Below are 19,122 nucleotides of genomic sequence, written 5' to 3'. Positions count from 1 at the left end.
CCAGCAGCAGCGCGATCACCTTGCCCGCGCCGCCTGAACGCTTAACAAGCCGGTCAGCGACGGATCTTTCAACAGCTTCTCGGCCTGATGGGCCAAGCGGGCAACCCGACGGGTATCGCCGGTCGCGACCGCTGCCAGCCCTTCGGACAGAGCACGATACCCTTTTAGCGTCCGCTTGGTCTGACGCGCACCGGACAAACGACCGGGCGCACCGACAACCGACCGGGCCATCCGTCCCAAACCGGCGGCGAACGCGGCAAAGAACAGCAGGCCAAGCAGCAGAATCGGCATCTTGGTATCAATCCGCCAGCCCTGCCAGCGGATGGTGATCTCATCGGGCTGATCGGCCAACCACACCCCCGCCATCACCAGCAGGGCGGTGACCAGCAGGAACCCGCCAAGGCGTCTCATGGCCGCACCCCGGCGAGAGCAATACTGTGAGCGGTCAGTTCAGACAAAGCCTTGTCGGCAGCGATCCGGGCCTTAGCCTGTCCAAGCCACGGGGCGGCCGCTTCGGCCGGTCCATAGACCAGCAGATCGATTTCGGAAACGGCTCCGGCGAGATCGCCGCCATTCATATTGGATTCGGCGCGTGCGATGATCGCAGTGGCATCGTTTCCGGCCACCAATCCCGGTTCACGGCGGATCGACACCAACGACAACATGCGGTCGGCAGCACGACGGCTCCACCCCTGCTCGGCCGGCAGCAATTCGGCGCGGACGATTTCCGGGGCCAGATGCTCCAGACGGCCAAGCAACGCGATCCGGGTCGGAATTCCGGTCGAAGCGAAGGGACGGATCATCTCGACTGCGGTAAGAACCTCGGTATCGTCGGCGGCCAGAACCTTGACGGTGCGCAACTCGGCATCGAACGGCAAGCCGCGATCAACCGTTTCGCGCAATTGGCCCACGGCCAGCAGCAGCCCCGAAGCCGACGCTTGACGGGTCTTCATTTCGCGCAAGGCGGTGTCCGTCTGATCGACCCGATCGTAAAGACGCAGCAGAGTCGAGGCATCGGCAGCAGTCTTATGCAGCGACTCGACTTGTTTGGACAGCGCTTCGACCTCGGCAGGCAGACGGGCGACGGCGGGGCCATCGACAGCATTCTTGCGCAAGGTCTCGACCTGCCGGGCCAGCGATTCGACATCGGCGATCAGTTGGACCGGAGTTTGAGACTGGCTCTCGACGGCAGCAACTTTCTGCTCCAGCGCACTCAGTTGCCCGAGGCTGGCTTCAAGACGGCTCAGACGGTTGGCCAAGGTTGTCTGAGCGGCACGAACGGCAACCAACTCGTCTTCCGGGGCCGGAAAACCCGCCATTTCCCGCCAAAGTGGGAAGCTCGCCCAGCCGCCAACCGCCAACAACAGCACCAGCAGCAGCGCGATCACCTTGCCCGCGCCGGACGAGCGCCGGGTCTCGGTCGGCTGTGCCGTCCGGTCACTGGGCTCTGCGGAGGACTCTTGCGTCATGAAGGGCGTCCATTCTCGTCGACGGCCGCCAACAGGGCAGCCAGTGTGGGTTCGGCCGCCCTATGCAAGGCGGCCCAGGGCAATCCGTTTAGTTTGGCCGTGACATTCCCCGACAGGCCATAGGCTTCGACGCGGGCAAGCATCTCCCCCAGCCCCGCATCGTTGACCAGGGTAGCAAAAGTGGCGGCCGTGCGGGGAGAGAAAAACAGCGCGAGATCAATCTCGCCGGCTTGCAACGCCCGGCAGAGTTCGGGCGACAGCCCTGTCGCCGGCACCGCCCGGTAGAGCACTTCGCGCCGGACACGATAGCCGCGTTCGTTGAGACAGCCGGACAAATCGCCCGCAACGTTCTCTCCGGCAGCATGCAGAAGCGCACCGCGGGTCGGATCGACGCGAGCCAGAACCAGATTGGTCAGACTTCCGACGTCGCCACCGGCATATTCAATCGAAACGAAACCCATCTCGCGCGCAACCCGCGCCGAGCCGTCGCCCACCGCCCAAACCGGAAGAGTCCGGTCGGGCAATAGACGCGCCAGAGCGCGGGCTCCGTTGGCGCTGGTGACCAGCAACCCCTGGAGCCCGGCCGTATCGACCGAAACCCCAGGGACCGACTCGATCCTCAGCAACGGCTCGGTCATCACGGCGATACCGCGATCGGTCAACGCGCGGGAGACCGGTTCCGCATCTTCTTTCGGACGTGTGACCAGAGCCTTAACCATCGGCGACTAACTGGTCATGAAGTCGAAGAAACCGGGCCCGGCTGCCTTGAACAGCTCCTCGGCGGCGTCGATCGCCATCGCCACGCCATCGGCGCGCGAACCGGTGCGGGAGGTCGAATGGAGAGCCTTGCCATCGGGACTGACGATCAGGCCACGGAAGAACATGGTATCGCCATCCAACGTGGCCAAAGCCGCGATCGGAGTCCGGCACGACCCGTCCAACTTGGTCAGGAACGCCCGCTCGGCCGTAACGCGGTCGAATGAATCCTGACAGTTGAGCGGCGCGAGATAACGCAGTGCGTCTTCGTCATCGGCGCGGCAGGTGATGCCGATCGCCCCCTGAGCCACCGCAGGCAGCATGTCCTCGGTCTCGATCGAGCCGGTGATGTGCTGCTGAAGCCCCAGGCGACGCATGCCGGCCATCGCCAGAAGGGTGGCATCGACCACGCCCTCTTCAAGCTTGCGCATCCGGGTCTGAACGTTGCCGCGGAAGTTGACCACTTTCAGGTCGGGGCGGCGGTTGAGGATCTGGGCGCCACGGCGCAGCGAGGACGAGCCGATCACCGAACCGGCGGGCAGATCGGCGATGGATTTGGCCTTGAGGCAGATGAACGCGTCGCGCACGTCTTCGCGCGGCAGAATACAGGGCAGAACGATACCGTCGGGCAAATAGGTTGGCACGTCCTTCATCGAATGAACGGCGATGCGAATGCGGCCGTCCAGCATGGCGTCGTCCAACTCGCGGGTGAACAGCCCCTTGCCGCCGATTTCAGACAATGGCCGGTCCAGGACCATGTCGCCGGTAGTCTTGATGACCTCGATCTCGACCGGATCGACCCCGCCCACCGGAGGCTGGGCGAGGTCAGGCCACGCAGCGGCCAACCGCTCGCGGGTCTCGTAGGTCTGCGCCAGCGCCAGCGGCGAACCGCGGGTGCCAATTCTGATGGTCGGGTGGGTGTTGGGTTTTGCTGTCATGGTCCCATTGTTGTAGTAAGTCGTGCTGCGCTCTGCAAAGGGATTTACGTCTTGCTGGTCCTTGGAATCGAGACAAGTTGCGATGAGACCGCTGCCGCCCTGGTAACGGATGGCCGAACCGTACTGGCCGAAAGGGTGTTATCACAGCTTGATGACCACCGCCCCTATGGCGGCGTGGTGCCGGAAATCGCCGCCCGCGCTCATCTTCACCACGTCGATCGCCTGATCGCCGAGACGATGAACGAAGCCGGATGCGGCTTTTCCGACCTTGACGCGGTTGCCGCCACCGGCGGCCCCGGATTGATCGGCGGAGTGATCGTTGGCGTGATGACCGGAAAGGCGATCGCTCTGGCGGCCAACAAACCCTTTCTGGCCATCAACCATCTGGAGGGCCATGCGCTGACTGCACGGCTGACCAGCGGAATCGACTTCCCTTATCTACTACTGCTGGTCTCGGGGGGGCATTGCCAGGTGCTGGCGGTCGAAGGCGTCGGACGCTATTGCCGCCTGGGTACCACTATCGACGACGCGGCGGGCGAAGCGTTCGACAAGGTGGCGAAGATGGCCGGACTCGGCTACCCTGGCGGCCCGGCGCTGGAACGGGCGGCAGCAGGCGGCGACCCCACTCGTTTCGCCCTGCCCCGCCCGATGAAGGGCCGCCCCGACTGCAATTTCAGCTTCTCGGGATTGAAAAATGCCGTCCGCCTGCTGATCGAAAGCCTGCCCAAACCATTGTCGGCCCAGGATGCTGCCGATGTCAGCGCCGGATTCCAGGTGGCGGTCGCCGAAGCGATCGCCGATCGCGTCACCCGCGCCGCCGTCCTGTTCCGCGCCCGCTGGCCCGCTGGGCGGCATCTGGTGGTCTCGGGAGGGGTTGCAGCCAACACCCTGCTGCGCCAGACCCTGGCCCGCGTTGGCGAAGATTCCGGGCTATCGCTTCTGGCCCCGCCGCTGCGCCTGTGCACCGACAATGCGGCGATGATCGGCTGGGCCGGGATCGAACGGTTCCGCCTCGGGTTGATCGACGATCTTGATTTCGCGCCACGCCCGCGCTGGCCCCTTGACCCCACCGCCCCCGCCGCGGTCGGAGCAGGCGTCAAGGCCTGACGCGGTATCTTGCGTTTGAGGGATAAAACCGATGAGTAAGGCGTTCACCCGCGAAGACAGCGGCGGCGATGACGACGATCAGGACGAAGCTCCGGCCGGCCTTCCCGCCGGGACGAAGAACTACATGCGGCCGCAGAGCTTCGAGGCGTTGAAGGCCGAACGCGACCATCTGCTGCGGGTCGAACGGCCGCGCGTGGTTGAAATCGTGTCGTGGGCGGCCGGGAACGGCGACCGCTCGGAAAACGGCGATTATCTTTATGGGAAAAAGCGGCTACGCGAGATCGACCGCCGCATTCGTTTTCTCACCCGCCGGATCGAAAGCGGCGTCGTGGTCGATCCTGCCCTACAAACCCGGCACGACCGCGTTTATTTCGGGGCGACCGTCACCTATGCCAATTCGCGCGACCAGGAGATTACGGTGACCCTGGTCGGCATCGACGAAGCCGACATGGACAAAGGACTGATCAGCTGGGTCTCGCCGGTCGCTCGCGCCCTGCACAAGGCGACCATCGGCGATCTGGTCCAGCTTCGCACGCCGGGCGGGATCGAGACGCTGGAGGTGATCGAAATCGTCTACGCGACCGCTTCGAGCCAGGATACCAAATCGTCGGTGACATAATCGACGTGCGACAGATCGGACACATCCTGGGGCGGAATCGGACCGTCGGGATGATCGTTTTCCCGAATCCACAAAGTGCGCATTCCCATCCCGGCGGCCGGGCGCAGGTTGCGGTGAATGTCCTCGACCATCAAGGCGCGGGTTGGATCGACGGCGAACCGTTCGACCAGACGCTGATAGCCATGCGGTTGCGGCTTGGGAATGTAATCAGCGGCGCGAATATCAAACACCGCTTCGAACCAATGAGCGATGCCCAGACGCCCGAGAACAGCCTCGGCATGGCGTTCCGAACCGTTGGTGAAGATCAGCTTGCGCCCCGGAAGCCGCTCCAACACCGCCCCCAGTCGGGGATCGGGCACCAGGACGTCGTGATCGATATCGTGGACATAGGACAGGAAGCGGTCGGGATCGACTCCGTTGACCTGCATCAAGCCGCATAGCGTGGTGCCGTATTCGCGGTAATAGCGCTTTTGCAGCGCATAGGCGGCGATGTCGTCGAGATCCAACAGTTCGGCGATGAAACGCCGCATTCTCTGGTCAATCTGAGGAAACAGGCTCGACGAGGCCGGATACAGGGTGTTGTCGAGATCGAACACCCAGGTCTGGACGGAGCCAAGCGGCGGAGCGAGGGGGGACGGCGCGGAACACATGGTACCACTGGTACTCCGCACGCCCCCCGGATGGCAAGCCCAGCCGCACCGTCGCAGGTGAGAAAAGATAAAACTCGCCCATTGACAGCGCCGCGCGCTTTGACTATTTTCCGGCTTCCTTCAGGGGCCGTAGCTCAGTTGGGAGAGCGCCTCGTTCGCAACGAGGAGGTCAGCGGTTCGATCCCGCTCGGCTCCACCAAGATTTTCAAAGGCTTAGCCAGATATCCGGCTAGGCCTTTTTTCGTTGCGGAATCACTGCGGAATCAAACGGCGGGAATTCGCGGTGCCAATCGGTAACGCGAAAATCTGTAGGGACCGATTCCGTCCACCTCTGCGAACCACCCCTTGACGCTCCAGCGCATGGGGTTTGTTTTGCACAAACGCCAACCCCCGCCAGTCGCCCAGCGGGGGAGGTGCGCCACGGTGGCGCGGGATCAGGTGATCCGTTTCTGACAGAACTGGTTCCGATCTGGGGGAAGAGTCGGGATAACGGCTAACGCGCGATCACTCCGCAAGAGCCGGTAATACTCTCGAACAAGAGCATCCCTCTCAGCCCCTCTGACATCTGGCATTCTTAGGCACATCTCTAGTAGGCGTCTGCGTTTTTCAGGCAATGGGCCACCAAGATCTTCGGCCAACTGGATATACCGTGCGTTCTCAGGAGTCATCGCGCAGCCCTCCCGCTCTCGGCCGCCTTGGGGAATTGCGCTTCGGCCAGCGCCTCCAAATCCCGAACGCTGGCGGACAGGCGGTCAAGCACCCATTCCAGCCCACGCCAGGGACCGAACGAAATGTCGTTGTTCGTCTCGGCGCTCCGGCAACTGTTCGCCACCAGTTCGGCCAGTCCTGCGGCGGCCTCGGTCATGCTCTTCAGGTCGATGGCGATCGCTTCCACCTGAAGGCGGAATTCGAGGTCGGCGGGAATCAGCACCGACGTATTGGCCTGGGGATTGTGCGGGGCGCGGCTCATGCTGTGGTCCTCCGCTCATCATAGGTGCGGTCCAGATCGATGTCGCACCGGTCCGCCAACTCGCCAACCATGGAGCGCACATTCCAACCAATGAACCTGAGAGCGCGGGGATCAGGGGCGACGTCGCTCTCGGCGGCAACAGCCAACCCGTTGATGATGTCGGACACCCCGAACAGGTCGTGAAGGATGTCCTCGATCGCGAGAATGTCCGAATGGGGGATGGTTCTCTCCGTCCCTTTGGACGGGGCGTTGGTGGCGCTCATGCTGCGGCCCTCCCCTTGGCACCGGGGACCAATCCGAAGTGCTTCAAATCGGCGACCAGAATGGACAGGCGGCGACGATATTCATCGTCAACCTCGAACGGTTCGCCCGGAAAGGTGTCGATCTCGCCGCCGATCTGGCGCAGCTTCCAGCACAGCACCTGTTCATTCGCGGCCGGGCGGTCGAGGATCCCCTTGATCCCGTGCCGCACAACGGCGGACAGAGCGTCAAAGGCGCGGTGTTCGGTGCTGTTCGGCTTGATCTTGCCGACGATCGCGTCAAGCCCGATCAGGGTATCGAGGGTGATCGGCAGAGAAGCGGTGTGCAAGGGGGCGGCATTGCCGCCAGCATTATGGCAGTCCATGACGGTTGGCTCCTTACCAGCAATTGACGACGTAGCTTCCCAGCCGGGCCTTGTGGGCGGCGACGGCACGGGCGCGATAGGGGGTCTCGTCTTCCCACTTCCGGACGACGGGAGCAGGCTTCGGGGTCGGACGGCGGGCTTCCTCGGCAGCGAACGCCCGGACCAGTTCCCAGGTGGTGCGCAGCGCGGCGGCGAAGGCGGTCCGGAGGTTGCGGTACCGGCTGCGAATCCGGCGGGCTTGCTTCCAGGCTTCGAGGAACAGGGTGCGGCGGTCGATGAACATGGTGTTTGTCCTCAAAACTGATTATGCTGTAATCATATCTGCCGACTTCGTATGCGGTCAACAGAAATTAGTACGCTGTAATCAGTTTTGAAGAGGATGCAATGATTTCAGGGTTGCAGGTGAAGCTGGCGCGCACTGCGCTTGGCTGGAGCGTCCGGGAACTGGCGGATCATGCCGAGGTGAACTTCAACACGGTCAGCCGCTTCGAGAATGGAGCCGGGGTGCATGCACGAACGGTCGAGGCGTTGGAGAGTGCCCTTGAAACCGCCGGGATAGTCTTCATCCCCGATGGCGCTCCCAGCGCTGGCGGCGGTCCTGGGGTACGGCTGAAGGGGGGCGAATGATGGCAGATGGCCTTGGACCAAAGAGCACACACTTGGCCGAGAACTTCTTTCGCTCAACAGTGAAGCCGACGGTCGAAGAATTTTTGAGCGATCCTCTAAATCTCCGTCGAGGTCGCCTCGCTGCAATCGTGCTTTACCACATGGCTGACTACTGGGTTGCCAAACGTAACGAGGGCGGTGACAAAAAAGATAATAAAAATTGCCTGGAAAAACTTCACAAACAACTGATAGCTGAATGCCAAGAATTCAATATTATTAGGGATATTGCAGACGCATCCAAGCATGCGCGTCTGTATACACAGGGTAAAATTCCTCGCATTATCTCGTCGTCGGAGCAGATTACTCGTAGACCCGGCCTGTTTCATGCCCCTTTTGGCGTAGGGGTGTTTAATCAAGCCTCATGGGTAATGGTTAAAATGGATGACGGATCATCAAGACCACTTTTAGACGCGATCGAAGCCGTGATGAAGATGTGGGAGGAAATGCTGAACTCTAACCGGGAGGGCGTGACCGTTCGTCCGGAATTGGGCTGACTCACCGCACCACAACCATCGGACAGCTTTACCGGGATGACTTTCTCGGTGATCCTCCTTTGGGCACTGCCGGGAGGGGCGCCCGTATTTCGCCACTGGTGGGATAGGTCACCATGACCGGAAGCGAGTCTGAGGAGCGCGACCAGGGCGGCATTGCCAGCGGGCTCCGGTATTGGTGGAATATGCGGGGATGCTACGACCCGCCACCACCTCGGCCAGCGCCCGAACCTCCCCGTCAAGAACCTGCTGTAGATCCGGCCATCCCTGGGGGAATCGAAAGGTGGTTCGCCAACCTGTTCCTGTCCTGGGCAACCAAGGTCCAGAGGAAGGAGATTACCCGCTTCACCGACGCCTTGCGGGCGATGGACAGCGACGAAATCGGGGCGCTTCTGGCCTTGGCCACCGATCTGCGACACACTCTCGAAGCCGATTCGAGGCTCGACTTGCTCGATCCCCGTGCCGTCGAGATCATTTGGCCTTCCGCAGCCCAGGCCCTGAACAGGCAGATCAGAAATATGCAGGCCACAAACAGCCGCGAGTTGGCCGCAGCGGCCATGGTTTGGCTGCACACCATCAGAGCGGCCAACAATCCAGACTTGCGGATGCTTGGCCGTGAGATGTGGCGCCAGCTTGAACGCGGCTTTCCGAAGGTCGAGCAAGCCGCCGCCGATCTCCAGGTGGTCGGTATGAGCCACCTGAACATCGAGGGGTACAGCGTGTTCCCGCTTGGCCTCTCGCCCGATCCGACATGATGCCGGGGCAACGCGGCCGATCCGAGACGGGGGCGGGTATCGGCGGCGGTGCTGAAATGGGAGGCAGGGTGTCCAGAATGAACGTCCATGAACGTCGTCGGACGTTGCTGGACGTTTCCAGAAGGCTCACCATGTGTTATGAGCCTTCCTCATGAGGTTCCGTTGGAGGCCCGACATGGCGGACGTGCGAGACGTGGCCGCGTTCATCCTCCGCCAGTGCGGTGAGATGACCGCAATGAAGCTGCAAAAACTGGTGTACTACGCTCAGGTGTGGTCGCTGGTGTGGGATGAACGCCCGCTGTTCCCTCAGCGGATAGAGGCGTGGGCGAATGGTCCCGTCTGCCCAGATCTTTACCGATTGCACCAGGGCCTGTTCCGCGTGGGTCCGCACGAAATTCCCGGGAACCCAGACGAAATTGATGGGGACGGGCAGGACACCATACGGGGTGTCCTCAACTTCTACAGCGACAAGTCGGCGCAGTGGTTGAGCGACCTTTCCCACCAGGAAGCCCCGTGGCGGGATTCTCGTGCCGGCTTGGCCGATGGCGATCGCGGGTCACGCGAAATTACCCATGCTGCCATGGCCGAATACTATGGCGGCCTGAGCTGAGCCGTGGCCAAGGCGCCCAAGGCTGCATTCCAGCCTTCCCCGAAGAAGGTCCCCCACACAGCCTCGTTGCCGAAGACTGAAAAACGACCGCGCATGCCGCAGGTGCGTGGCGGCCCGCTGGTATGGCGCTTTTCTTCCATTGATCGTGACGGCCCGTTCGCGTGGTCGGCATTGGACGATCCTGCCGCCTACAAGGAGGCAATGGAGAAACTGCACCAGTTCGAGACAATGGAGGAAACTGCTATCCGGGCGCAGGGCAGTCACCCGGTCGAGGTTTGGCAGTTGTGCAAGGAAGCGCAGAACAGGCTGGCTGAAATCGAGCTGGATGATCTTGATGCGCTCATGTCGTTCCGGCTCACCGGGGCCCGCCGGGTGTGGTGCCGGATGGACAACAACATGATGTTGGTGCTGTGGTGGGACCCGGGGCATGCAGTGTGCCCGTCGCCAAAGAAGCACACCTAACCCCATCCCGGACGAGGCGGCTACACTTCAATCTGCCCCCTCCAACACCCTTATCAGCCGCTCGACCCGCTCTTCCTCGGTCACCGCGTCCCCGCTTTGGTCGGCCTCTGGTTCCTGATCGCTGGGCATCGTCACGCCCTGGGCGGCAGCCAGGGCTAGCACCAGCCGGGCGCGGGCGATGGTCGCTACCGTCCGGGCGTTGCGATTGAAGATCGTGTCCAACTGGTCGATCCCTTCGGCGGGCAGATCGGCCGAGGCGGCGCGATGGGCGTGGAAGGCGCGGAGCATCGCCACCCCTTCCAGCACCGCCGCCCGTTCATCGGGGGGCAGGGCCAGGAACTCTTGCTCCCAGGCCCGCGCCGCAGCCCCCTTACCCCGCATCCCCTGAGCGGCCCAACGCAGGAACCGTTCCGCGACATAGGCCCCGTGCCGCCAGTTGCCGTTCGCCTCGCCCTTGGGGGCACCGGGGGAAGTGCCGCCATGCATCCGGCACCGTCCGTTCGCCATCGCGGGAGACTGGCAGGGTGTCCCGGCCCGGGTCTTCGCGCCACAGCGGGGCGACAAATGCATGGCTTTGGTCACCGCGCCGCGACCTTCTTCGGCGTCGGCGGCACCCCGAACGCATCGTTGATGCCGCTTTCCGCCGCGTCGAACATTTGCCGCAGATAGAACAGGTTCTGATAGGGCATCATCCGCCGCAGTGCGTGGGTGTCGGTGGCCTTCCAATCGCCCCGGCCCGCCTCGCCCAGCACCTGGGACAGATCGGAGGCCAGACCAGCCGACGGCCCGAGCGCCGCTTCCCAGGCCGAGCGCGATCCGTACCGGCTGGTGGTGCCGATCCCCAGCACCTTGCCGCCGGTCCCCGCCACATCCGACAGCCAGAACAGCAGCCCTGAACGGTCGAACCCTTCGGCCAGCCAATGGGCGGGATCGTCCGACATCTCGCGCCCGGCGGCAGCCGAGGCCAGGGCATAGGACAGCGTCCCAAAGGTGGTCATCATCATCACCCCGTTCAGCACTGCCGCGTCACGCTGTTGCAGGGCGGCCAGTGCTGTGCGTTGGGTCGATACCATGTTGAAGGTTTTAAACTGACCGATCACCTTGCCGAGTTCGGTGGACATCCACAGCGGCTTATCCTGGCCGGGGGTAACAATGGTGCGGTCGATGTCTTTGACCATCGCAGCACGGAAAGCACTGACTGCTTCCGGGTCGGTCCAGGCTTGGGTATTTGCCCACCACAGGCCATCCTGTTGCTTGCCGTGGGCGCGGAACTGGGTCGCGATCCGCTCGGCCGCGTTCCGGTCAATCCCCAGCCACGCCAGCCGTTCGCGCTCGGGGTGACCAGAGGGCAGATCCCGCCACTGGTCGATCGCCTGCAACATCCTGGTTTGCGTGATTACCCCGGTGAACTGTTTCCATGCGGCGTTCCACGGTGCCATCAACGACACCAGTCCGAAATTGTCGCTCAGTACCTGGATGCCGCGCTCGAACTTCGATAGCCGTCCATAATCGTCGAACACGTCGGCCATTTTCATCATCCGGGTGTTGAGCACCAGATCGAGGGCGGTCCCGGCCAACTTGGCTTCCTCGGCCGCCAACCGGAACCCCCGAACATTGCGCACCAACGGTGCCAGCCCGTCACCAACCACACGCGTCATGCCGTGAACCATCACCGGGCGGCCGGTATCGGAAACGGCGGCGAGGGTCATGCCGCCCAGCAAGCGCAGATAGTTGAGGTTGCGCACCACCCGGAAGGTCCGCACCGCCAGCCCCTGCGGATCGCGTGGCAGGGCATAGGTGCCGCGCAGCCGGTCGCGCACCGCCTCGATATCGGCGAGATCGCGCCGCTCGCGGTCATGCAGGGCGGCCAGCCGCTTCCCATCCTCGACACCGACCCGCAGGCGGGCATAGTCGGACCGAACCGCGTCGAGCTGGTCGCGCAGGTCGGCCCGGCCAAATCGTTTGGCCAATTCGACATCGGCAGCCATGGTGCGAGCGTAAATGCGAGCCACCACGTTGATGTCGCTCTCAAGGAAATCCTCGATCATCGCGTCCGGAATGGACAGGGTGCGTTCCCGCAACGGGCCACGGGTCAAGGGAATCGGCTCATAGGCGGTGCGGCTGGCCGACATTCCTAACAACTGGTCGGTGATCTCGCGGGCGATGTCGGCCAGTTCGATCTCCTCGGACCCGGCCAGCCCTTTCGCCGCCTCCCGGCCCTTGGTGGCGCGGTCAAGATCGGTGCGGGCCTTCGACAGATCCTTGGCGATTGCTTCGGCCCGAGCTTTTAACGCCGCCACCTCGCGCCGTCCCGCGTCGAGCGTTGTCCGCGCCGATGCATGGGCCGCGTCCGCCGTAACCGCCCGTTCGGTTGCTTTTGCCGCCTTGGCTTCGGCGCGGCGCTGGTAATAGCCGATCTCACGGGCCTTGGCTTTGGCTGCCGGACTGGCTTCGCGGAAGGCGACGTCGCCCCCGGTCTCGGCGGCGGCGATCCTGGCCTTGATCTCGGCGTCCGACATCCGGGTAAGGTCGATCCCCATCCGGTCGAACTCGGCTGCCGTCTCGGCCAGATAGTCGCGATAGGCCACCCGTTCCAGGTCGGCCTCACGATAGACGGGGACGTGGTTGTTGGCGTCGTCCGCCAAAGCGCGGAGGAAATCGTTCACCGAGGGACGCTCGGCCCCGGGCAGGAACCCCGCTTCCCAGGCGCGCAAGGCCGCCTCGTCGAGGCTGATCCCGGTCTTGTCGTTGAGAAGACCGTTCGCTCCGATGGCGCGAACCTCGCCGCCGTCTTCGCGAAGACCACCCTGACGGCGCACCCAGCCCAACAGCCGGAGCGGTTCCTTTGGCCTACCCCGGCGCAGATCGCGCAGCAGGTCGGCCAGCGGATCGCCCTTGGCCAGATCGTCGGAGGGGCGGAACTGCGCCATCCGCTCGCGGGTCTGGGCCGCTTCGCTTTCGGCCTGACGCGAGACCCGGCGGGCGGCGATGGTATCGCGTTCGGTGGCGATCACCCGGTGGCGGGACTCGGTCAACGCCTGTTCGGCCAGGGACAGTTCGGCCTGGTGGTTGGCGTCTTCGACGTCAAGCCGGTCGAGGGTGGCGCGATGCTCGGCCATCGCCGCTTCGTGATCGCGCATCCGCTGTCCGGCCTCGGCCTTGAGACTGCGCAGCCAGCCGGTCAGCCGTCCTTCGAATTCCGGTCTGTGGGCGACGATGCGGGGGATATCATAGACTCGGGTCAGGTACGATAAAGCGGTGTCCACCGTCACGTCGGGCGGCAACAGCCCGGCGGCGATAGCTTCGTTTTTCAGCGGGTCGAATACCTCGACACGCATCCGCCGAGCCGCCTCGGCCACCTCGGGAATCTCGTGCTGATCATTGCGGCGCATCGCCCGGCCGACCTCCTCGCGGAACGCCTTGGCGTCAAGCATGCCCTCGGGCCGTCGGCCGAACGTGTCGCCCATCCCGATTTTCAGCATATCGCCAGTCTTCGCCGCCCGGCCCAGCCGGTACTGGATGAAGGCATCATCCAGCGTGGTGACGGCGCGTGCGAGCGGACCATCCCAGGTTTTCAACCGGGTTTCGACCGCAACCGGCGAAGCGATCCCCTCGGCGTTCTTGGCAAACATCAGTGGGTGATCGGCTAGATCTTGCATGATGCGGCGGGTCTCGACCGAAGGGGAATGGGCGGCGCGGAGCAACGGGTCCTGGCCCCGGATGATCGGCGCGTTTTCGACCCCCAGCGCCCCCTTCAGGGTTTCCTGGTCCAGGGTGGTATCACGTGATGCCGCCGCGCCGACCGATCCGCCATGGGGCGGCGTGTTAACATTCCCCGGATCATTCGAGGCACGGGCCGCCAGTTCCCGATCGGTCGCCAGCAGCCGGTCGAATACCCCGCGCACGCCCTCGGGCACCTCGCCGCCAAGGGTGCGCAGATCGGCATAGAGCGCGACCAGCCACGTCTTGAACCGCTCGAATACCCCGGCGAGGGCTGCGCTTGGGGCTTTGCCGTCGCGCAAATATGCCTCGAACCAGCGGGCGAAGGTTTCGTGATGGGCTGCCGTCAGCGCCTCGCCATCGGCTGCGCCCAGGTGGCCCCGGATGTCCTGCCACACGGCCCGCGCTTCGGTCGGGGCGCGCTCGGCCTCGGCCAGCTTGCGCACCATGTCGAGCCAGACGTGCCCGCTTTCATGCAGGAAGGTCGAGGCATCCGCCGCCTGCATCAGGCGAATCACCGTCTGCCCGTCACCCAGGGTGACCGATCCGCGCAACCCGTCGGAGCCAGCCTGCAAGTATACCTTACCGTCCTCGCCCTTGATTCCCCGGATCAGGTCGCGGAGAATGATGGTGTTTCCGATATCGATGACTGGACCGACGCGCTCAGGGAACGGGGTGGTCGTTTGTTGGTCGGAACGAAGCGCCTGCACGGGTTCCTCGCGCGTCCCCTCTGCGGGCAACTTCTTCGCCAAGTGCATGTCGTGCAGCTTCTCCAGCCGCTCAATGCCGTCGATGACCAGGACTTGACGTCCGGCCGGATGTTCCTCGACCGTCATCTTGACGGCGTAGCGGTTGCCTCCATGTTCCATCGCCGCGAAGAAACGATGAACCTGCGCCACATTGGGATCGCCCTTGCGGTCGGCATGGCTTTCGATCCGGGCAGCTTTCTGGAACAACTCGGGCAACAACCGAACCGCATCGAGATGGGCCAGCGCCGCGCCGTCCTCGCCGATCTCCGTGACTGATTTTCCCCAACTCGCAACCGCGTGCTTCCAGTCTCCGGCCGAAAGATGGATCTGCATTCCTGGCAGGTCGGAGTTCTCCAGATCGGTTGGGGCGTGTCCTTCGCGGGCTGCCTTTGCTGTTCTACGCTCGGCAACGCTGTTCTCTATGGCGACACGCGGCACCGAGACCACCGGCATCTCGCGCCCCAGATCGACCCCCGGATTGACCGGTTGGCCGAAGCTGCGCCCGGCGGGAAGGTCGGCCCCGGTATCGTTGGCCGGGCCGCGCACCTCCAGCCCCAGGTCGCGATAGACCTGCATTGGATCAAGCCCGGCCCGTTCCCCCACGAACGAGCGGAGGAACGATGACCACAGGGTGGCACCGGCTTCGGCCTGATCGACCGGTAGACCGGCAGTCAGCAGCTTGCCCCGCACATCGTCGGCAATCCGTGCCCCGGCTTCAGCGTGGGCGATACCCTCGACCGACCGCGCGCCCACCTTGCCATTGACCCCCTTCGGTAGCAGCGAGACAGCACCGCCCAGAACCCCGCCCAGCACGGTAGAGAAGGCGATGCCGTGGGCACTCATTTCCCATGAGCGACTTTCCTGCATCCCGTGCAACAGCACTTCCGAGCCTGTGGAGATCCCGAGGCCGGCTGCCGNCCCGACCCCGGTTGCCTTGGCGAGTCCGACACCGGATCGGGCCGCATTGGCCGCGCCGCTGATCGGAATGAGGTTGATCGGATCGACCAGACCGGCGGCGAACCCCGCGGCGAGACCCTGCCAGCCAGCGGCGGCGAGAGTGGTATCGTCCCGCCGCTCGCGGTCGATCCAGCCTTTGATCCGGGCCACGTCCTCCGGGCTGTCAGCATCGACGAAGGCCCTGGCCTGTGGCTCATAGCCCTCAATCGAGGCGAACGGGTCGAACTGCAAATTCGGTGCCGGACGTGGTTGGAAGCTGTCGGCCGACATCCGCGCCGCGTTGGTCATCAGGTTGTGCTGCCGGAACGCTGCCGGTAGGGTCTCGGTGAGGAAGTCAGGAGTAGCGGGATCGGGGCCGATCGGGGCCTGTGTGGCGAGGCCGGTGGCCGGGGCATCGGTATTTTCGATAAACGGCATGGTCAATGCTTCCTTCCGCCAAATTGTCCAGCCGCCTCGGTCTGGTCGAGGGTCTGGCCTTTGTTCTTTCGCTGTTCCGCGCGCTTCTGCTCAATGATTGCCGTCTCGGCCGGGCTGAAGCCGACGGCGCTGAATGGCCCTATTGAGACGACATCGTTCGTGTACCAGGGGGTGTAGCGATCGCCACGACTTGCCCTGAGCTTTTGGAGTTCCTGCTTCTGGCGTTCGGCCGCCGGGCTGGTGTCCCATTCGGGCCGCCATAGCACCAGCCGCTGATCGGACCCGCGCACCGCCGACAGGCTGCCGTCGCGGGATTTCAGCCAGACCTGATAAAGCGGCCCACCAGTGGTGGGATCGGTGCGGCTTGGGTCGGGCGCCAGCATGAAGCGCTGTTCCAGATCGCCCGCGCGCTCGTCGAGCGCCTCGCCCGATTTCTTGAGGTCGGCAACAAGCTGTTCGCGCATCCATTCGCCGTTCGCGCCCCCGTCGAGGCCCGCCCGCCCATAGAACAGTTCGGGTGGATGGCGCATCAACCGGGCACCATCGGCCGCGCCCGATCCGTCCGGGGTCAATCCGCCGATGGTGGACAGGCCCCACACCCGCCGCACCGCATCGGTCGCGGTCTTCCGGGCCGCGTCGAGATTGCCGTGGCGGGTGAACTCTGCTTCGGCCACCCGGTCGAACTCGGACACCAGTTCGGGTGGTGGTGCGACATTGGGCACTCCCACCAGCGGCAGGTGACGAACCATCCATCCGCCGACCAGCGTGTCGCGCACGTAATCGGCCGAGGCGGTCGGCTGATTCTTCTGCATCTCGGTGTAGCCCGTCTTACGGGTCGTGCGCTCGGCCTCGGGGACTTTGGCCGCTTCGGTGGCGAGACGGACGGCTTCGACCGGGGGTAGACCGGCCCCGGCATAGGTGCCGACCAGATTGCCCAGCGACAGATCGTCCTGGCTGAAATCCTTCAGCAGGTCCGGGTTGGAATGGCGCAACCGCTCGATCACGTCGGCGGCCTGCACCACCATGGCGGGCTGATCGGCGCGGCGCAGGGCACCGCGAATGCTGGAGCGCACCGGGTCGGGCACCATGCCGTAGCGGGTGGCGGCCTGAACCATCCGGTCGAGCTGGTCGGCTTCCGGCAGGTCGCGCCAGCCCGAGGCCAGCGCCGAGAAATGGGCCGACACCGCCTTACGGTCGCGATCCGAGCGCGGATCAAGGGTGCCGAGACCGGTCACCGCCGCACCGACCCGAGTGAAATCGGCATCCGCCTCGGCCTGCTGACGGCGGCGCTCTTCCTGGTGAGCAGTCAGCCGGGTGCGATCCTTGGGCGACAGCCAGCCGCGACCGGCATCGTAGGCGGCCTCGATGTCGGGCAGATCGGCCTGCCCCCGCATCAGCCGCAATTCCAGATCCGATAGCGACCGCTCGGACTGTTCGGTTTCCTGCCGCTGGCGCTGGGCTTCGGCGCGTTGCTGATCGGCCAGCCCCGAACGCACCCAGGCTTCGACCCGCTCGCCCAGCCGCGCATTGGGCAAAGCGCGGGCCTGTGCCACCAGGGCGGCTTCGCGGGCCAGGCCGGGCCTGGAGATACCCGCCACCCGTTCGGCCGTCTGCGCCAGCACGTCGCCGACGCTCTTTCCGGCAAGATCGGGGTTGGCCTCCATCACTTTGGGGCCGACCACCTCGCCAATCGCCGCCGAAGGGCTGGCTTTCAGCAACGCAGAGGCTCCACCCGCCCCGAACCGATGGGCCAGCATCAGGTTCGCCGGGGTGGCGGAATGTCCCTGACCGGCCAGGGTTTCAGCATTGTCTGCGGCGAGCCGGGCTGTCACTTCCCGCGACAGGGCGGGATCGGACCGCAACGCCAATAAATCGGCATCGCTCTTCTCGGTGAGGTCGGGCCGGTGGCGACGCACCGTCTCCACCCAGGTCGAATTGATGAACTGTGCTGGACCTGCGGCGGAACCGTTCGGATTGCGGGCAGCGGGATCGCCCCCCGATTCGGTCTGAATGATCGCATCGATCAACCCCGGTTCGACTCCGGCATGGCCTGCGCTGAGAACCCGAGTGGTGCCCGCCAGCATCCCGTCGGCGATCTTGCGGGCCTCGCGGTCAAGAACCACCGGCTCCAGTTTGCCCAGGACATGGAGGTGATCGGCGGCGGTCAGGCCGGACCTGTTGGCGCTGTACCATTTCCGCGCCGCGTCCACGTCGCCCTCGGCAAGGTGGCGCAGGATCACCGCCGCACTGCCCTGCGAATAGAGGCTGGCGACCTGACGGTTGATTTCCTCTTCCGGTTGGCCGGTCAGGTTGGCGCGCAAGGTGTGTTCCGCCGCGCCCAGACGGGTTTCGACCATGGCCGGATCGGTATAGGCGTCGGTTGCCCCGGTGATAGCGGTATCCACCGCCGCACTGGTCAGGGTGGCCCGGTAGTGCTGCATCTGGGTGCGCTCGTGCTTGTCCACCGTCGAGAGAATGGTGGCCTTGCGCTCCAGCGTCTGGCGCTCCAGATCGGCCAGCGCCTTCTTGTCCGTGATGCCCGAGCCTTCCCGCACCTTGCGGAAGATGTCGTCGAACGACTTGCCGATTTCGGCGGTAGATCCCTCGGCGGCCTTGCCCTGGCGGGCGAACACCCCGGTCTGGGGATCGTGCAGGGCGGCGATTTCCCATTGGGTCATCACCCCGGACGCTTCGGCCGCCTTGGTCGCGGTCTCCTCTTTCTGCCGTTGCTGGACCATCTCGACCAAGCCTTTGCCGAGGTCTTGCAATTGCTTGCCGCCATCAACCAGCGCAGGGCCACCATTGTCGAATGCGCCGGCGGGAACGCTGGCCGAAAGCTGCGGTGCGCCGAGCGGGCGGGCCTCGATTGTGGGTTGGGTGTAGGTGGGAACGCGAGCCATCGGTCAGTCTCCGATCTTGGGGGCGCGGAAGTCGTTCAATCGGACAACGTTGCCGGGAAGCCGGGGGAGCGGATCGGCCGACGCCTCCCCGCATCGGGCCTGATAGTCGGCCAGCCGGATTTGGTAGGCCGCCCGCTCCGCATTCTCGCGCAGGGTCAGGGCGTCCAGATCGGAGGGGGGATACGATTCGGTCATCGGTTCACCTCGTGTTGTGGCGGCGGCCCTGTCCAAACTGGACATGGCCCTAGTTTCCCGTTTCAG

At 64.4% G+C, this 19,122-nt stretch carries 20 protein-coding genes and 1 tRNA gene; 8 read left to right on the top strand and 13 right to left on the bottom strand.

The genetic code is table 11. The features are described from left to right. Nucleotides 1-15: 15 nt before the first annotated feature. The 4 genes from PHAMO_RS10800 to hemC are packed head-to-tail and all read right to left on the bottom strand — an operon-like array spanning nt 16 to nt 3,163. A complete protein-coding gene (locus tag PHAMO_RS10800; protein WP_002729273.1) occupies nt 16-411 on the bottom strand; it encodes a heme biosynthesis HemY N-terminal domain-containing protein in 396 nt (131 codons plus the stop codon). Further along, on the bottom strand, nt 408-1,469 hold the full coding sequence (locus PHAMO_RS10795; protein ID WP_002729271.1) for a COG4223 family protein: 1,062 nt from the start codon (nt 1,467-1,469) through the stop codon (nt 408-410). Before PHAMO_RS10795 ends, PHAMO_RS10800 begins: the two co-directional genes overlap by 4 nt. After that, nucleotides 1,466-2,188 carry a uroporphyrinogen-III synthase gene (locus tag PHAMO_RS10790; RefSeq protein ID WP_002729269.1) on the bottom strand — a complete coding sequence of 241 codons (723 nt, stop codon included), beginning with the start codon at nt 2,186-2,188 and terminating at the stop codon, nt 1,466-1,468. The genes PHAMO_RS10795 and PHAMO_RS10790 overlap by 4 nt, the downstream gene beginning before the upstream one ends. 6 nt (nt 2,189-2,194) lie before the next feature. Further along, nucleotides 2,195-3,163 carry a hydroxymethylbilane synthase gene (hemC, locus tag PHAMO_RS10785; protein ID WP_002729267.1) on the bottom strand — a complete coding sequence of 323 codons (969 nt, stop codon included), beginning with the start codon at nt 3,161-3,163 and terminating at the stop codon, nt 2,195-2,197. A gap of 51 nt (nt 3,164-3,214) precedes the next feature. Here hemC and tsaD point away from each other — a divergent pair, with 51 nt between their 5' ends. Both tsaD and greB read left to right on the top strand, forming a co-directional pair. Further along, entirely contained in the window at nt 3,215-4,270 is a 1,056-nt protein-coding gene (tsaD, locus tag PHAMO_RS10780; protein ID WP_002729266.1) for a tRNA (adenosine(37)-N6)-threonylcarbamoyltransferase complex transferase subunit TsaD, read from the top strand. Nucleotides 4,271-4,301: 31 nt separating this feature from the next. Then, nucleotides 4,302-4,889 carry a transcription elongation factor GreB gene (greB, locus tag PHAMO_RS10775; RefSeq protein WP_002729265.1) on the top strand — a complete coding sequence of 196 codons (588 nt, stop codon included), beginning with the start codon at nt 4,302-4,304 and terminating at the stop codon, nt 4,887-4,889. Here the strand turns inward: greB and PHAMO_RS10770 are convergent. Then, complete coding sequence (locus tag PHAMO_RS10770) at nt 4,844-5,539, bottom strand: pyrimidine 5'-nucleotidase (RefSeq protein WP_002729264.1); 696 nt, start codon at nt 5,537-5,539, stop codon at nt 4,844-4,846. The genes greB and PHAMO_RS10770 overlap by 46 nt on opposite strands. Before the next feature lie 123 nt (nt 5,540-5,662). On the opposite strand from PHAMO_RS10770, the gene PHAMO_RS10765 reads away from it, so the two are divergent. Continuing rightward, a tRNA-Ala gene (locus PHAMO_RS10765) sits at nt 5,663-5,738 on the top strand. Between the two features lie 465 nt (nt 5,739-6,203). Here PHAMO_RS10765 and PHAMO_RS10760 read toward each other — a convergent pair. The 4 genes from PHAMO_RS10760 to PHAMO_RS10745 are packed head-to-tail and all read right to left on the bottom strand — an operon-like array spanning nt 6,204 to nt 7,417. After that, entirely contained in the window at nt 6,204-6,509 is a 306-nt protein-coding gene (locus PHAMO_RS10760) for a hypothetical protein (protein ID WP_002729261.1), read from the bottom strand. Beyond that, the gene (locus PHAMO_RS10755) at nt 6,506-6,772 is read right to left on the bottom strand and encodes a hypothetical protein (RefSeq protein WP_002729260.1); all 267 of its coding nucleotides are present in this window, start codon (nt 6,770-6,772) and stop codon (nt 6,506-6,508) included. The genes PHAMO_RS10760 and PHAMO_RS10755 overlap by 4 nt, the downstream gene beginning before the upstream one ends. After that, nucleotides 6,769-7,134: a hypothetical protein gene (locus PHAMO_RS10750; RefSeq protein WP_002729258.1), complete on the bottom strand. Its 366-nt coding sequence runs from the start codon at nt 7,132-7,134 to the stop codon at nt 6,769-6,771. The genes PHAMO_RS10755 and PHAMO_RS10750 overlap by 4 nt, the downstream gene beginning before the upstream one ends. A 13-nt stretch (nt 7,135-7,147) precedes the next feature. Further along, nucleotides 7,148-7,417: a hypothetical protein gene (locus PHAMO_RS10745; protein ID WP_002729256.1), complete on the bottom strand. Its 270-nt coding sequence runs from the start codon at nt 7,415-7,417 to the stop codon at nt 7,148-7,150. Nucleotides 7,418-7,518: 101 nt separating this feature from the next. On the opposite strand from PHAMO_RS10745, the gene PHAMO_RS10740 reads away from it, so the two are divergent. The 5 genes from PHAMO_RS10740 (at nt 7,519) to PHAMO_RS10720 (ending at nt 10,118) form a co-directional block, all read left to right on the top strand. After that, nucleotides 7,519-7,761 (top strand): helix-turn-helix domain-containing protein, encoded by a 243-nt coding sequence (locus PHAMO_RS10740; protein WP_002729255.1) that lies wholly within the window; start codon nt 7,519-7,521, stop codon nt 7,759-7,761. Next, nucleotides 7,758-8,294 (top strand): hypothetical protein, encoded by a 537-nt coding sequence (locus tag PHAMO_RS10735; protein WP_002729253.1) that lies wholly within the window; start codon nt 7,758-7,760, stop codon nt 8,292-8,294. Before PHAMO_RS10740 ends, PHAMO_RS10735 begins: the two co-directional genes overlap by 4 nt. Nucleotides 8,295-8,407: 113 nt before the next feature. Then, the gene (locus tag PHAMO_RS10730) at nt 8,408-9,046 is read left to right on the top strand and encodes a hypothetical protein (protein ID WP_002729251.1); all 639 of its coding nucleotides are present in this window, start codon (nt 8,408-8,410) and stop codon (nt 9,044-9,046) included. A gap of 175 nt (nt 9,047-9,221) precedes the next feature. Continuing rightward, entirely contained in the window at nt 9,222-9,656 is a 435-nt protein-coding gene (locus PHAMO_RS10725) for a Panacea domain-containing protein (protein ID WP_002729250.1), read from the top strand. 3 nt (nt 9,657-9,659) lie between these two features. Further along, entirely contained in the window at nt 9,660-10,118 is a 459-nt protein-coding gene (locus PHAMO_RS10720) for a hypothetical protein (RefSeq protein WP_002729249.1), read from the top strand. Nucleotides 10,119-10,145: 27 nt separating this feature from the next. On the opposite strand, the gene PHAMO_RS10715 is transcribed toward PHAMO_RS10720, so the two are convergent. The 4 genes from PHAMO_RS10715 to PHAMO_RS10695 all read right to left on the bottom strand — a co-directional run bounded on the left by PHAMO_RS10715 (nt 10,146) and on the right by PHAMO_RS10695 (nt 19,056). Beyond that, on the bottom strand, nt 10,146-10,688 hold the full coding sequence (locus tag PHAMO_RS10715; RefSeq protein ID WP_162136956.1) for an HGGxSTG domain-containing protein: 543 nt from the start codon (nt 10,686-10,688) through the stop codon (nt 10,146-10,148). Between the two features lie 8 nt (nt 10,689-10,696). Then, nucleotides 10,697-15,040 (bottom strand): LPD3 domain-containing protein, encoded by a 4,344-nt coding sequence (locus tag PHAMO_RS18515; protein WP_456085337.1) that lies wholly within the window; start codon nt 15,038-15,040, stop codon nt 10,697-10,699. A 923-nt stretch (nt 15,041-15,963) separates the two neighbouring features. Then, nucleotides 15,964-18,861, bottom strand: coding sequence for a transglycosylase SLT domain-containing protein (locus PHAMO_RS18510; protein ID WP_002729243.1), 2,898 nt, complete (start codon nt 18,859-18,861; stop codon nt 15,964-15,966). 3 nt (nt 18,862-18,864) lie between these two features. Beyond that, entirely contained in the window at nt 18,865-19,056 is a 192-nt protein-coding gene (locus tag PHAMO_RS10695) for a hypothetical protein (RefSeq protein WP_040566754.1), read from the bottom strand. Nucleotides 19,057-19,122: the final 66 nt, after the last annotated feature.

The organism is Magnetospirillum molischianum DSM 120 (assembly GCF_000294655.1).
Taxonomy (GTDB): domain Bacteria; phylum Pseudomonadota; class Alphaproteobacteria; order Rhodospirillales; family Magnetospirillaceae; genus Phaeospirillum; species Phaeospirillum molischianum.
Note: the sequence above shows the minus strand (reverse complement) of the source record. Positions and strands in the feature narration are given on the sequence as shown.

Bases quoted from the DNA above. Each gene is read 5' to 3' on its own strand.
- PHAMO_RS10750 (WP_002729258.1), bottom strand. From the start codon at position 7,134: ATGGACTGCCATAATGCTGGCGGCAATGCCGCCCCCTTGCACACCGCT.
- PHAMO_RS10770 (WP_002729264.1), bottom strand. From the start codon at position 5,539: ATGTGTTCCGCGCCGTCCCCCCTCGCTCCGCCGCTTGGCTCCGTCCAG.
- PHAMO_RS10725 (WP_002729250.1), top strand. From the start codon at position 9,222: ATGGCGGACGTGCGAGACGTGGCCGCGTTCATCCTCCGCCAGTGCGGT.
- hemC (WP_002729267.1), bottom strand. From the start codon at position 3,163: ATGACAGCAAAACCCAACACCCACCCGACCATCAGAATTGGCACCCGC.
- PHAMO_RS18510 (WP_002729243.1), bottom strand. From the start codon at position 18,861: ATGGCTCGCGTTCCCACCTACACCCAACCCACAATCGAGGCCCGCCCG.
- PHAMO_RS10800 (WP_002729273.1), bottom strand. From the start codon at position 411: ATGAGACGCCTTGGCGGGTTCCTGCTGGTCACCGCCCTGCTGGTGATG.
- PHAMO_RS10795 (WP_002729271.1), bottom strand. From the start codon at position 1,469: ATGACGCAAGAGTCCTCCGCAGAGCCCAGTGACCGGACGGCACAGCCG.
- PHAMO_RS10715 (WP_162136956.1), bottom strand. From the start codon at position 10,688: ATGCATTTGTCGCCCCGCTGTGGCGCGAAGACCCGGGCCGGGACACCC.
- PHAMO_RS10740 (WP_002729255.1), top strand. From the start codon at position 7,519: ATGATTTCAGGGTTGCAGGTGAAGCTGGCGCGCACTGCGCTTGGCTGG.
- PHAMO_RS10790 (WP_002729269.1), bottom strand. From the start codon at position 2,188: ATGGTTAAGGCTCTGGTCACACGTCCGAAAGAAGATGCGGAACCGGTC.
- PHAMO_RS10745 (WP_002729256.1), bottom strand. From the start codon at position 7,417: ATGTTCATCGACCGCCGCACCCTGTTCCTCGAAGCCTGGAAGCAAGCC.
- PHAMO_RS10695 (WP_040566754.1), bottom strand. From the start codon at position 19,056: ATGACCGAATCGTATCCCCCCTCCGATCTGGACGCCCTGACCCTGCGC.
- PHAMO_RS18515 (WP_456085337.1), bottom strand. From the start codon at position 15,040: ATGCCGGTGGTCTCGGTGCCGCGTGTCGCCATAGAGAACAGCGTTGCC.
- PHAMO_RS10730 (WP_002729251.1), top strand. From the start codon at position 8,408: ATGACCGGAAGCGAGTCTGAGGAGCGCGACCAGGGCGGCATTGCCAGC.
- greB (WP_002729265.1), top strand. From the start codon at position 4,302: ATGAGTAAGGCGTTCACCCGCGAAGACAGCGGCGGCGATGACGACGAT.
- PHAMO_RS10755 (WP_002729260.1), bottom strand. From the start codon at position 6,772: ATGAGCGCCACCAACGCCCCGTCCAAAGGGACGGAGAGAACCATCCCC.
- PHAMO_RS10735 (WP_002729253.1), top strand. From the start codon at position 7,758: ATGATGGCAGATGGCCTTGGACCAAAGAGCACACACTTGGCCGAGAAC.
- PHAMO_RS10760 (WP_002729261.1), bottom strand. From the start codon at position 6,509: ATGAGCCGCGCCCCGCACAATCCCCAGGCCAATACGTCGGTGCTGATT.